We start from the raw sequence: 12,426 nt of genomic DNA on the forward strand, positions 1-12,426 counted from the left end.
CAAACCATCACCCCACTTCCCTGCGGGCAGGAATGCGGCGTATCGCATCAATCGCGCCTTGCAATTGATAACGCTGCACTTTGAGGTACACGGTGCTTTTGGCAATGCCCAACTGCTTGGCCACTGCGGTGAGATTGCCATGGCACAGGCGTATGGAGCGCATCAAGGCATCGCGCTCCCCGTCCGCCAGAGTGGCAGCAGGTGCCACTGAAACCACAGGCGGCATGGCCGCAACCTCTGCGTGCCGGGGCAGTTGGCATGTCTCCAGTGCCTGCAACAGGGTATGGGGCAGATCGGGCAGTTCAATCATGCCGCCCTTGCAGGTCAGCACCATGGCTTCCAGGGCGTTGCGCAGTTCGCGCACATTGCCCGGCCAGGCATAGGCTTGCAGCGCGTCCAGAACCTGCGGAGCGATGGCGGGTCGGGCCACTTGGTGAATGTCTGCCAGTTGCTGCAAATAATGCATCACCAGCAAGGAGATGTCCCCCTGTCGATCGCACAACGAAGGCAGACGGATGGTGGTCACGGCAATGCGATAGAACAAATCCATGCGAAAACGCCCCGCCCGCACTTCTTCCTGCAAATTGCGGTGCGTGGCGGCCACCAGCCGAAAATTCACCTTGCGGGGTCGGGTTTCGCCCAGACGATGCACTTCGCTTTCTTCCAGCACGCGCAGAAAATGCGGCTGCAAGTCCAGCGGCATTTCGCCAATCTCATCGAGGAACAGCGTGCCACCATCGGCCGCCTCGATCTTGCCAACCATGCCGCCGCGCCGTGCCCCGGTGAATGCCCCCTCGGCATAGCCGAACAACTCACTGCTGAGCAACTCTCTGGACATGCCGCCGCAGTTGATGGCCACAAAGGGAGCGGTCTTGCCGCTGGCCAGCATGTGTTCATCGTGCAATGCCTTGGCAAACACCTCCTTGCCAACGCCTGTATCGCCCAGCAGCAACACCGAGACCCGCGAAGGAGCCAGTTGCCGCGCCGTGGCAATCGCCTGGGCAATGGCGGCACTGCGGCCCACCACGCTGGCAAAAGCCCCCTTGCCCGCCCCTGTCTGCTGCTGTTCCTGTGGGCCATGATTGGCCTGCGCATTCCAAGCCGTGGCACGCGGCATGGCTGGTGCCGCATGGGGCACGGCCTCTGCGGCCTGGTAACGCGAACGTGCAGGCACAATCACCACGGTGCCCAGCGTATGGCCATTGACCACCACAGCCTCCTGGCGGACTGCATCGAAATCGAGCCGGACGCTGGAGCAGCTCGTATCGATGCGCCCCTCGAACCGGGCCACCGCCTCCAGCGTCAGGGAAGCCAGCCGCCGCCCCGTCAGACTGCTGTCCATGAGCACCTGGCCGGCCTTGTCATTCGCCTTGAGCAAACGGCCTCGGCGGTCGAACAGCAACACACCATCGCGTCCTGCATCGGAGAGTCGATCCATGGCCGCATCCAGCAGGCGATAACGCCATTGGAGTTCGGCTTCCATCAGGCGGCTTTCGATGCGCCCGGCCATCTGCACCGCCAGGGCCAGATTCTGTCTGACGTAGCTGGATGACAGCCCGGACAGATCCACCGCCCCGGCAATCGCGTTGTCCACCGGGTTGCGAATCACCGCTGCCGAACAGGTCCAGCGTTGAATGCCTTCGCAATAATGCTCGGCCGAATGCACCTGAATCGGCTGGCCAATCGCCAATGCCGTGCCAATCGCATTGGTGCCGCAATCCTGTTCCCCCCAACCGGCTCCCGGCAAGAAATGGATGTTCTCTGCCAGTCCCAATGTGCGGGTATCGCCTTCGGTGCGCAATATCCGGGCCTGCGCATCGGCCAAAGCCATGATGGAGCCGGATTCGGCCAGATAGGCACGCGCCTCCTTCATGACCGGCAGGCTGGCATCCAGCAACTCTTTCTGGATGGACGACAGCATGTCTGCCCCCTCACCCAGAATCGGGGCATTCTGCTGGTTGGGATTGACGTGGGCATCGTGGCAACGCTGCCACGAAAACCCCACCACCGGCCTCAGGTTGCCCAGACCCGCATGGTATTCACCACGCAGGAACGCCCGCCAGGCGCGCACAATTTGAGAATCCTGACTGGGGTTGGAATAGGGCTGGGCGTTGAGAAAAGGCATCGAATTCGGGGTGGCAAGGGGATGGGAGCAGGGCATGTCATCATTTAGATTCACCCCCGCGTTGGAGTCCAAAAAGGCTGTGAGCAAGGCGCAAAACGCAGCAAGGCTTTATGCCTTGCGAGGCTTTGCAACGCCGCGCACGGCCTTTTTGGGCCCAACCCTTCGGGCCAGTGTGCCCCGGCAGGCCAATCTAGGCGCACGCCGCCGCCCGTATGTCGATACGGGCAAGGTGTGCAACGACGAGTGGCCTGTCGGGGCACGCTGGCGCGGGGGTGAATCTAATGGATGACACGCCCTAGCTGGATGCGCCGCTGGTTCTTGGCATAATGCCCGGCAGCATTACACACAGGAGACGACTGCCATGACCCAGAACCAGACCGCTGCCCCACCGAATCCCGCCGCCTTCTCCAGCAGCCCCGACGTGCTGGCCGAAGTGCGCGGGCGCGTGGGCTTCATCACCCTCAACCGCCCCCGGGCACTCAATGCCCTGTCCCTGCCGATGGTGCGTGCCCTCACCGCCACCTTGCAACAGTGGAAGGACGATGCGGCCATTCTGGGCATTGCCATCCGGGGCAGCAACAAGGATGGCGTATTCGGTGCGTTCTGCGCCGGGGGCGACATCCGCTTCCTGCACCAGACTGGCAGCGACGGCGACCCGCAACTGGAAGACTTCTTCACCGAGGAATACCAGCTCAACCACCTCACCCACCATCTGGGCAAGCCCTACATTGCCTTCATGGATGGCATCGTCATGGGCGGTGGCATGGGCATCTCCCAGGGAGCCAGCCTGCGCCTGGTGACCGAACGCACCAAGATGGCCATGCCCGAAACCGCCATCGGCCTGTTCCCCGACGTGGGCGGCGGCTACTTCCTCAGCCGCAGCCCCGGTGCCGTGGGCGAATGGCTGGGCCTGACCGGCCAGACCATCGGCGGTGGCGAGGCCGTGGCCTTCGGACTGGCCGATGGCGTGGTCGCTTCGGCGCAGCAGGCCGCGCTGTGGGACGCACTGGCCGGTGACTTTGCCGATGCCGCCGCACTCGACGCCTTCGTGCGTTCGCATTTCGAGGACGCGCCCGCCCCGGCCACTGCCCAGCGCGAGGCTATCGACCGCGTGTTCTCCCTGTCCAGTGTGCAGGCCATCATCGACACCCTCGAAGCCGCCACCGACGACTGGAGCCAGAGCACCGCGCAGACCCTGCGCAAACGCTCCCCGCTGATGCTGCACATCGTGCTGGAGCAGGTGCGCCGTGCCCGCAACCTCAGCCTCGCTGACGACCTGCGCATGGAGCGCGACCTCGTGCGCCACTGTTTTCATGGCCGTGCCGACCGCCAGTGCAACAGCGAAACCCTCGAAGGCATCCGCGCGCTGGCCATCGACAAAGACCACAGCCCGCACTGGAAGCCCGCCCGCATCGAAGACGTGGATGCCGCCGAAGTGCAAGCCTTCTTCCAAAGCCCCTGGCCTGCCAGCGGCCACCCGCTTGCCTCCCTGACCTGATCCCCGCGATGGACTCCCTGCCCATGACCGCTTCCCCCGTTCTCTCCCTCGCCCTGCCTGCCTCTGCCATGCGCCGCCAGCTCTGCCGGTGGAGTCTGTGGGGCGCGGCCAGCCTGCTGTGCAGCGCAGCCGTTCTGGCGCAACCGGTGCAGCAGGCCAGCGACAGTGCCGCCGTGCGCTTTCCGGCCAGCGTGGAACAAGGCTCGATGATTATTGGCCGCGTGCCACCGGGCAGCACTGTGCAGTACCGGGGCCGCACCCTGCGCACCACCGACTATGGCACCGTGGTCTTCGGCGTGGGGCGCAACGAAACCGAATCTGCCATCGTGCAGGTACGCCGCCCGGATGGCACGCAGACCCAGGCCAGCATTGCCGTGCGCCCGCGCGACTGGCCCACCGAATACGTCAATGGCGTGCCACCCCAGACCGCCAGCCCCAAGGGAGCCATTGCCGAGCGCATCCGCCGCGAACAGGCCCAAGTCACCCGCGCCCGCGAGCGTGATGATGACCGTGCCGACTTCGCCCAGCCCTTCATCTGGCCGGTCAAGGGGCGCATCAGTGGCCGCTTCGGCAACGCCAGGGTCTATAACGGCCTGCCCAGCGGCAGCGGCCACTCCGGCATGGACATTGCCGCGCCCACCGGCACGCCGGTCAAGGCACCGGCTGGCGGCATCGTCACCTTTGCCAACGCCAACCTCTATCTGACCGGCGGAACCCTGCTGATCGACCACGGCTTCGGCATCAGCTCCAACTTCCTGCACCTCTCGCGCATCGACGTGAAAGTGGGCGACCGCGTGGAACAGGGGCAGGTGATTGCCGCCGTCGGCGCGACCGGCCGCGCCACCGGCCCGCACCTGCACTGGGGCATGAACTGGCTGGACGTGCGCATCGACCCGCTGCTGGTGCTGGAACGCCAGCCGTAGTGAACATGGGCTGATGCTAGGGCGTGTCATCCATTAGATTCACCCCCGCGCCAGTGCGCCCCGGCAGGCCAATCTAGGCGCACGCCGCCGCCCGTATGTCGATACGGGCAAGGTGTGCAACGACGAGTGGCCTGCCGGGGCACACTGGCCCGAAGGGTTGGGCCCAAAAAGGCCGTGCGCGGCGTTGCAAAGCCTCGCAAGGCATAAAGCCTTGCTGTGTTTTGCGCCTTGCTCACAGCCTTTTTGGACTCCAACGCGGGGGCGAATCTAATGGAGGACACGCCCTAGCCCCTCACGGCCAGACCAGCGGAACCAGCGAGGCCACCAGCAGCAGGGCCATGCCGATGTTGAAGGCGCGTACCACGGCGGGCTGGCGCAGGTAGCGGCGCAGTGCCACGCCGAACAGCGTCCAGACCGAAATGCTGGGCAGATTGACCAGCCCGCAGATCAGCGCGCCCAGCAGCAAATTGAACAGGAAATCCGTCTGTGGCACGTACACGGCAATCACGCCCAGGGCCATCGTCCACGCCTTCGGGTTGATCCACTGGAAGAACGCGGCCTCCCAGAAGCTGAATGGGCGGCGCGGCCGCGCATCGACATTCACCGGGCTGGCCGTGGCAATGCGCCATGCCAGATAGAGCAGGTACAGCGCGCTGGCAATCTTCAGAATCTGGTGCAGTGCCGGCCAGGTGCGAAACAGTGCGCCCAGCCCCAGCCCGATCACTACCAGCATCAGCATGAACCCGACGCTGATGCCCAGCATGTGCGGCACACTGCGCCGAAACCCGTGGTTCAGGCCGGAGCTGGCCAGCATGATGTTGTTGGGGCCGGGCGTGATGGAGGAAGCGAAGGCAAACAGGGCCAGCGGAACCAGAAGGGAAGTGCTGCTCATGGTAAAGACCGAAAAAAGAGTGGCAGAAAGCGAAACGTTCTGCGCACTGTAGAGCAAACAACCAGTACAGTACCGATACAATTTGTGCGATAGTTGCCGCACTGTACTGGTGAAAATTCATGAAAAGTCTTCTGGTCGATGCCTTTGAGCCACCCCAACGCGACAGCGACCGCACCCTGACCGAGCAGATCGTCGCCATGATGATCCACCGCCTGCGCACATTGGGTCTGCGCCCCGGCAGCCGCCTGCCTTCCATTCGGGCGATGGCACAGCATCTGGGCGTCAGCCGCTTCACGGTCATCGAAGCCTATGAACAACTGGTGACCCAGGGCTGGTTGCAGGCGCGCCAGGGTGCGGGCTACTTCGTCTGTTCCCGTGCCGTGCCCAGCGACCAGGGCGTGCTGGACCCCCGCGCTGGCTCGCACCGGCTGGTGCCGGACATGCCCCAGCAGTTGAACGTGGCATGGCTGTTGAACAATACGCTGCGGGATGTGGGCAGCGGGGGACTCTCTGCCTCCTGTCAGACCGTGTGCACCCACCACACGCCCCGCACTGAGAGCAGCGGTTTCGTGCCGGGTTCCTCGGCCCTGCTGCCGCACCAGTGGCTGGATGCCGACCTGCTGGCCGCTGCCATGCGCAGCGTAGGACGCTCCTCCTGCACTTCGGTGCTGGGTTATGGCCAGCCGCAAGGCTACGCGCCACTGCGTGCCAGCATGGCCGCGCACCTGCAAAGCCTGGGCATTCCCGCTGACCCCCAGCGCAACCTGCTGCTGACCAGCGGTGTCACCCACGCCGTCGATCTGGTGCTGCGCGTGCTCACCAGTCCGGGCGATGCCGTGCTGGTCGAAGACCCGGCCTGGTTTCTGGTTTTTGGCCGCCTGGCCGCTGCCGGAGTGCGGGTGCTGGGCGTGCCGCGCACCCCCGAAGGGCCGGACTTGCAGGTGCTGGAAAACCTGGCACGGCTGCACCGCCCGCGCCTGTTCATCATCAACAGCGCGGTGCACAACCCCACCGGCCACAGCCTCTCGGCCCGCTCGGCCTATGCGGTACTCAAGCTGGCCGAAGAGCTGGACTTCCATGTTTTCGAGGACGATACCTATGGCGAGCTGCACCCCGGCGGAGCCATTCGGCTGGCCGCACTGGATGGCCTGCAACGCGTGCTGCACGCAGGCGGCTTCTCCAAGACCCTGGCCGCCGGAATGCGGGTGGCCTACATGGCCGCCGCCCCGGAGTTGATTGCCAACCTCACCGATCTCAAGCTGCTGTCCGGTCTCACGACCCCTGAACTGCCCGAACGCGTGATTCAGCAGATTCTGTCATCCGGCCAGTACCACCGGCATGTGCAGCGGGTGCGCTCCCAGGTGGATGCCGCCCGGCACGAATGCCTGCGCCGGTTTGCCGCACTGGGACTGCGCATCGAACCCGAGCCAGTGGCAGGCATGTTCCTGTGGATGGACTGCCAGCAGGACAGCGAGCAACTGGCCCGCCGCGCCGCCGCCGAAGGGCTGCTGCTGGCTCCCGGCAGCCTGTTCTCGCCTGCCCAGGCCCCGGATTCGCACATTCGTTTTTCCGTGGCGATTGCGCAAAATCCACAGGCATGGGCCGTGGTGGAGCGGCTGTTGCGCTGATTCTTGTACCAAAGAGATTTTCATGGGATAATCAACGGTTCACCTGAATGAATCAGGTGCTTTTTCATGCCTGTTGTTTGTGTGTTTGACGCAGCGAAGGCGCAGTTTTTGTCTGGCACGGTTGTCTGCATGTCCTGGTGTCTGGGATCAACCGCTGGCAATTCCCATATTTTCATCCGAGTTCTTGCGAGGTAGTTCACCATGAAACGCACATACCAACCGTCCAAAATCCGCCGCGCCCGCACCCACGGTTTTCTGGTGCGCATGAAGACCCGTGGCGGTCGTGCCGTCATCAACGCGCGTCGCGCCAAGGGTCGCAAGCGTCTGGGTCTGGCCTGATTTTCTGATCGGCTCTTGCCGCGTGCGCCCTTTGCCGCTCATGCTTTTGCCATGTTCGGGCAGACGGCCTTGATGCGTGCAATCCGTTGCGCACGCTTTGCCCATGCGCAGGCTTAAAACGCGAGCACAGTTCCAGGCCATGATGGGCAGTGTCCCATTGGCCAAGACTGCCCGTTTTGTGTTGTATCGCCTGCCGGTTGTTGCGCCCAGTGCGCTGGCCGTGGCGCAGGATGGCTCCGAAGCCACTGCCTTGCCAGAGAAAAAACTGCCGGTAGCCGATTTCACACAGGCTCGGCTGGTACTGGAGGCCATGTTGCCCTTGGCGACATCGGCCTCTGTTCGTGCTGGAGCGCGTGAAGCCACCTGGCTGGGCGCGCTGGTGCCCAAACGCTGGGCCAAGCGTGCCGTCACCCGCAATCTGGTACGCCGCCAGATCGCTGCCGTGCTGTGCGAGACGCTGTACCGGCCCGACAATCGCTTTTTCATTCCCTCGGAAGACCCGGCAGGCGCACAGCACCTGATGTTCGCCTATCTGGTGCGGATGCGTGCCAGCTTTCATGCTCCTGCATCGGGTGGATCGCGTGGCAAGAAAGGCAAGGGCCAGCCCGAACGCGACCACAGCCGCACCGAGAATCTGTCTGCCACACCGATACTGCGCAGTGCCGCTTCCGAGCTGCTGAAGGCGCAGGTGCGGCAGGAACTGTTGCTGTTGCTGGCACGCGCCGAAGCGACACTGGCAGGGGAGGGCGACCCCCGCGAGGGGCGAAGACCCCGGCCACCAGCCGCAGGCACGGCGGAAGTTTCGGTATGATGCGCCGACTGCTGATTGCTCTGGTGCGGCTGTACCGGCTCACCCTCAGCCCCTGGCTGGGTTCTTCCTGTCGTTTTGTGCCAAGCTGTTCCGTGTATGCCATCGAGGCACTGGAAAAGCATGGCGCGGCGCGGGGTTCCTGGCTCACCGCCTGTCGCCTGGCGCGTTGCCATCCGTTCTGTGCGGGGGGGCATGACCCGGTACCCGATCGCCCTGCCGGGCTGTTCAGCCGCCTTGTTCCTCCCAACAACAACCCATCCTCCCCTGACGAGAAGTCCCCATGACCGACATTCGCCGCTCTATTCTGTGGATGATCTTTGCCTTTTCGCTGATTCTGCTGTGGGACCGCTGGCAGATTCACAATGGCCGCAACGCGCTGTTCTTCCCCTCCCCGGCGGCCACGCAGGTGGTGGCCGAGGGCGGTGGCACGACGGGGGATGCCGCTTCGGTGGCCGTGCCCAGTGCCAGCGGGGCATTGACCCCTTCGGGCACCGTGCCAGTGACCGCAGTGGCCGAGAGCCGTGCTGCGGCGCAGACCGTTGAAGTCACCACCGATGTGTATCGCCTGCGCTTCAGCTCCGAAGGCGGCTCGCTGGTGCGCGCCGAACTGCTGGACTACGAGAACAACCAGCGCAATGGCAATGTGGTGCTGCTCGATCAGGCCGACGGGCGCACCTATGTGGCGCAGACCGGGCTGATTGGCGGTGCTTTCCCCAATCACCAGAGCACGATGGAGCTGGTGGAGGGGCCGCGCAGCCTGACCGAAGGGCAGGATACGCTGATCGTGCAGTTCCGCTCGCCCGAAGCCGATGGCGTGCAACTGGTCAAGACATGGACACTGCGCCGTGGCTCCTACGACATTCAGGTGGGCCATCAGGTCATCAACCACAGTGGCGCGCCTGTCACCCCGCAGCTCTATATGCAGATCGTGCGCGATGGCGAGGAGATCAAGGGCGGCGTGATGTTCACCGGCACCTACACCGGCCCGGCGATCTACAGCGACGAGCAGAAGTTCGAGAAGGTCAAGTTCGAGGACATCAGCAAGGGCAAGGCCGATTTCCAGGCCCAGAGCAGCACTGGCTATGTGGCCATGGTGCAGCATTACTTTGCCAGCGCGTGGATTCCACCGGAAGGCGCGAACCGTGAGAACTTTGCCCGCAAGCTGGGCAGTGATCTGTATTCGGTAGGCTCCATCACCGCATTCCCGACGATTGCCCCCGGCCAGAGCGAACAGCTCCAGGCCAGCTTCTACACCGGCCCACAGATCGAGAAGCAGCTCGAAGGCATCACGCCGGGGCTGGAGCTGGTGAAGGACTACGGCATGATCAAAGTGCTGGCCAAGCCCCTGTACTGGCTGCTGGACAGGCTGCACGACCTGATCGGCAACTGGGGCTGGGCCATCGTGGCACTGGTGCTGGTGCTGAAGATTGCTTTCTACTGGCTCAACGCCAAGGCCTACGGCAGCATGGCCAAGATGAAGGCCATCAACCCCCGCATCATGCAGTTGCGCGAACGCCTGAAGGACAATCCGCAGCAAATGCAGATGGAGATGATGAAAATCTACCGCGAGGAAAAGGTCAATCCGCTGGGTGGCTGCCTGCCGATTCTCATCCAGATGCCATTTTTCATCGCGCTGTACTGGGTGCTGCTCTCCAGTGTGGAAATGCGCCATGCACCGTGGATGCTGTGGATTCAGGACTTGTCCATCCCCGACCCATTCTTCATTCTGCCGCTGCTGATGACCGTCAGCTCGCTGTTGCAGGTGGCCCTCAACCCTGTGCCGCCGGATCCGCTCCAGGCCAAGATGATGTGGTTCATGCCGTTGATCTTCAGCGTGATGTTCTTCTTCTTCCCGGCGGGTCTGGTGCTGTACTGGCTCACCAACAACATCCTGTCGATTGCCCAGCAGTGGATCATCAACGTCCGCATGGGTGTGCCGCCGCAGTTCAATCTGCCCAAGTTCAAGTAATGCCCTCCAACGCCCCGTTTTCGGGGCGTTTTGGCAACTGTAGCGTGGAGATATGCACCGGTTGCCCCCGAGCGAGGCAGGCCAGAAGCGGCGGATGCCACAGCATTTGCTGTACGATGTAGGCGATCTTGCAACCCGGCTCGCCTGTTTGACACCTGTCTGCCACCGTGCATGAATGGTGAAAAATGGTTTTCCAGTGCCTGCTGATCGCTGGTGTTCAGTGGGTCATCCTGTCCAACCCATGCGTTCACGCATGACCAATGCTTATGAAAACACAGGTTCATTCACCGCATTTCACCAAGCCTTGTGCCACTGCCTCCACGGTTGCCACAGCCGCTGCTGCTTCCTCTCTCTGGCTGGGCACACTGGCCCTGGGCTTGGCTCTGCCGGTGCAGGCACAGACACAGACCCCTGTCACGAATGCCGCCCAGGCCACGCAGCCCACAGCCCTGAAAGTCTCGGAAATCGCCTTCGGTCTCGATCACCCCTGGGCCGTGGCATTTTTGCCCGGCGGCGATTACCTTGTGACCGAGCGCAGCGGCCAGATGCGCCTCATCGACGAGCGCGGGCGGGTCGGTGCGCCGCTGGCGGGCGTGCCCAGGGTAGTGGCCGAAGGTCAGGGTGGTTTGCTGGATTTGGTGCTGGATCGCCAGTTCGAGCAGAACCGCCGCCTGTTCTTCTGCTTTGCCGAAGCCGACCCGAACAACAGCAGCCGCAACAGCACGGCACTGGCATCGGCCACGCTGGCCGAGAATCGCCAGTCGCTGGAAAACGTGCAGATCATCTTCCACCAGATGCCGCGCATCAAAAGTGAGCTGCACTTCGGATGCCGCATCGCCCAGTCGCAAGATGGCTCGCTGTTCCTCGCGCTGGGTGAACGCTCCCATGCCCGCCAGCAGGCACAGCGCACCGGCAACCACCTGGGCAAGATCGTCCACCTGCTGCCCGATGGTTCCCCCCACCCGGACAACCCGTTCCTGAACAACGGTGCGGGCGTGCCCGACATCTGGAGCTGGGGGCACCGCAACCCGCAGGGGGCCGTCATCACCCCCGATGGCAAACTCTGGGTCAATGAACATGGCCCACAGGGTGGCGATGAACTGAACCTCATCGAGCGCGGCAAGAACTACGGCTGGCCCATCATCACCCACGGCCGCAACTACGGCATCGGCACCCGCATTGGCGAAGGCACGCACAAGCCCGGCATGGAGCAGCCCGCCTACCAGTGGACACCATCCATAGCCCCTTCCGGCATGGCCTACCTGCACAGCGACCGCTACGGGCTGGAGTGGCAGAACAGCCTGTTCATCGGGTCGCTGCGGTTCGGCACCCTGCACCGCATGAGCCTGCACGGCGACACTGCACAGGAAGAAGAACAACTGCTGCTGGGGCCGGACGAACGCATCCGTGACGTGCGCGAAAGCCCCGACGGCTACCTGTACCTGCTCACCGACAGCCGCAATGGCCGCCTGCTGCGCATCGAACCGCCCGAACCCGTGGTGGCACCACCGCTGCCGGATGAGGCACCACAGGCCACAGGCACGCAAGCCCCTGACGGGGCCGTACCTGCCGGCCCGGTTCTCGCCGTGCCACCGAGCGGTGCGTTGTGACGCATGCCTGAAAGGCCGGTGCGCAAGCCCTCAATCCTGCCTGGCCAATCGCACCCCGTGCATTGGCCCGCAATCATCGGCGAGACTCTCTCGCTGACCCTGTTCCCTGAAAAAAGTCCCCTCGAACCCCATGCCCAAAGCGTTGGTCCTAGCCGAAAAACCCTCCGTCGCACAGGACATCGTGCGCGCGCTCACGCCGGTCAGCGGCGGCTTCGTCAAGCACGAAGAGCACTTTGAGAACGAACACTACCTGGTCACCAGCGCGGTAGGGCATCTGGTGGAAATCCAGGCGCCTGAAGAGTATGACGTCAAGCGCGGCAAATGGAGCTTTGCGCACCTGCCGGTCATCCCGCCGTACTTCGCGCTCAAGCCCGTCGAAAAAACCCGCACCCGCCTCAACGCCATCACCCGCCTGGCCAAACGCGCCGACGTCACCGAACTCATCAACGCCTGCGACGCCGGGCGCGAAGGCGAACTCATCTTCCGCCTCATCGAACAATACGCCGGCCCCGTGCGCGGCGGCCAGCACCAGGGCCTGGGCAAACCCGTGCGCCGCCTCTGGCTCCAGTCCATGACCCCCCAGGCCATCCGCGACGGCTTCCAGCACCTGCGCAGCGACACCCAGATGCAA

At 63.8% G+C, this 12,426-nt stretch carries 11 protein-coding genes; 9 read left to right on the plus strand and 2 right to left on the minus strand.

Annotation, left to right across the window (positions count from 1 at the left end; all coding sequences use genetic code 11):
- Positions 1-7 precede the first annotated feature (7 nt).
- Positions 8-2,125: a sigma-54-dependent Fis family transcriptional regulator gene (locus tag BUE21_RS05425; RefSeq protein ID WP_073355478.1), complete on the minus strand. Its 2,118-nt coding sequence runs from the start codon at positions 2,123-2,125 to the stop codon at positions 8-10.
- 361 nt (positions 2,126-2,486) lie between these two features.
- Between BUE21_RS05425 and BUE21_RS05430 the strand changes: the two genes are divergently transcribed.
- Together BUE21_RS05430 and BUE21_RS05435 are read left to right on the plus strand one after the other, a co-directional pair.
- Positions 2,487-3,623, plus strand: coding sequence for an enoyl-CoA hydratase/isomerase family protein (locus BUE21_RS05430; protein WP_073355479.1), 1,137 nt, complete (start codon positions 2,487-2,489; stop codon positions 3,621-3,623).
- A 23-nt stretch (positions 3,624-3,646) separates the two neighbouring features.
- On the plus strand, positions 3,647-4,546 hold the full coding sequence (locus BUE21_RS05435) for a M23 family metallopeptidase (RefSeq protein WP_143164431.1): 900 nt from the start codon (positions 3,647-3,649) through the stop codon (positions 4,544-4,546).
- A 292-nt stretch (positions 4,547-4,838) separates the two neighbouring features.
- Here the strand turns inward: BUE21_RS05435 and BUE21_RS05440 are convergent, their stop codons facing one another.
- Complete coding sequence (locus BUE21_RS05440; RefSeq protein ID WP_073355480.1) at positions 4,839-5,438, minus strand: LysE family translocator; 600 nt, start codon at positions 5,436-5,438, stop codon at positions 4,839-4,841.
- A gap of 119 nt (positions 5,439-5,557) precedes the next feature.
- On the opposite strand from BUE21_RS05440, the gene BUE21_RS05445 reads away from it, so the two are divergent.
- From BUE21_RS05445 to BUE21_RS05475, 7 genes are all read left to right on the plus strand, one after another.
- On the plus strand, positions 5,558-7,066 hold the full coding sequence (locus tag BUE21_RS05445; RefSeq protein WP_073355481.1) for an aminotransferase-like domain-containing protein: 1,509 nt from the start codon (positions 5,558-5,560) through the stop codon (positions 7,064-7,066).
- A gap of 201 nt (positions 7,067-7,267) precedes the next feature.
- Entirely contained in the window at positions 7,268-7,405 is a 138-nt protein-coding gene (gene rpmH, locus BUE21_RS05450; RefSeq protein ID WP_073355483.1) for a 50S ribosomal protein L34, read from the plus strand.
- 139 nt (positions 7,406-7,544) lie between these two features.
- Positions 7,545-8,216: a hypothetical protein gene (locus BUE21_RS05455; RefSeq protein ID WP_159435806.1), complete on the plus strand. Its 672-nt coding sequence runs from the start codon at positions 7,545-7,547 to the stop codon at positions 8,214-8,216.
- Positions 8,213-8,500: a membrane protein insertion efficiency factor YidD gene (gene yidD / locus BUE21_RS05460; RefSeq protein WP_073355486.1), complete on the plus strand. Its 288-nt coding sequence runs from the start codon at positions 8,213-8,215 to the stop codon at positions 8,498-8,500. The genes BUE21_RS05455 and yidD overlap by 4 nt, the downstream gene beginning before the upstream one ends.
- The gene (gene yidC, locus BUE21_RS05465; RefSeq protein ID WP_073355487.1) at positions 8,497-10,185 is read left to right on the plus strand and encodes a membrane protein insertase YidC; all 1,689 of its coding nucleotides are present in this window, start codon (positions 8,497-8,499) and stop codon (positions 10,183-10,185) included. Before yidD ends, yidC begins: the two co-directional genes overlap by 4 nt.
- A 266-nt stretch (positions 10,186-10,451) precedes the next feature.
- Positions 10,452-11,795, plus strand: a complete 1,344-nt coding sequence (locus BUE21_RS05470) for a PQQ-dependent sugar dehydrogenase (protein ID WP_073355490.1) — start codon at positions 10,452-10,454, stop codon at positions 11,793-11,795.
- A 130-nt stretch (positions 11,796-11,925) separates the two neighbouring features.
- The coding region (locus BUE21_RS05475; protein WP_234971059.1) for a toprim domain-containing protein at positions 11,926-12,426 on the plus strand (501 nt) is incomplete at its 3' end.

The organism is Lampropedia hyalina DSM 16112 (assembly GCF_900129055.1).
Classification (GTDB): Bacteria; Pseudomonadota; Gammaproteobacteria; order Burkholderiales; family Burkholderiaceae_C; genus Lampropedia; species Lampropedia hyalina.

Bases quoted from the DNA above. Each gene is read 5' to 3' on its own strand.
- BUE21_RS05445 (WP_073355481.1), top strand. From the start codon at position 5,558: ATGAAAAGTCTTCTGGTCGATGCCTTTGAGCCACCCCAACGCGACAGC.
- rpmH (WP_073355483.1), top strand. From the start codon at position 7,268: ATGAAACGCACATACCAACCGTCCAAAATCCGCCGCGCCCGCACCCAC.
- BUE21_RS05470 (WP_073355490.1), top strand. From the start codon at position 10,452: ATGAAAACACAGGTTCATTCACCGCATTTCACCAAGCCTTGTGCCACT.
- BUE21_RS05455 (WP_159435806.1), top strand. From the start codon at position 7,545: ATGATGGGCAGTGTCCCATTGGCCAAGACTGCCCGTTTTGTGTTGTAT.
- BUE21_RS05435 (WP_143164431.1), top strand. From the start codon at position 3,647: ATGACCGCTTCCCCCGTTCTCTCCCTCGCCCTGCCTGCCTCTGCCATG.
- BUE21_RS05440 (WP_073355480.1), bottom strand. From the start codon at position 5,438: ATGAGCAGCACTTCCCTTCTGGTTCCGCTGGCCCTGTTTGCCTTCGCT.
- BUE21_RS05425 (WP_073355478.1), bottom strand. From the start codon at position 2,125: ATGCCTTTTCTCAACGCCCAGCCCTATTCCAACCCCAGTCAGGATTCT.
- yidC (WP_073355487.1), top strand. From the start codon at position 8,497: ATGACCGACATTCGCCGCTCTATTCTGTGGATGATCTTTGCCTTTTCG.
- yidD (WP_073355486.1), top strand. From the start codon at position 8,213: ATGATGCGCCGACTGCTGATTGCTCTGGTGCGGCTGTACCGGCTCACC.
- BUE21_RS05430 (WP_073355479.1), top strand. From the start codon at position 2,487: ATGACCCAGAACCAGACCGCTGCCCCACCGAATCCCGCCGCCTTCTCC.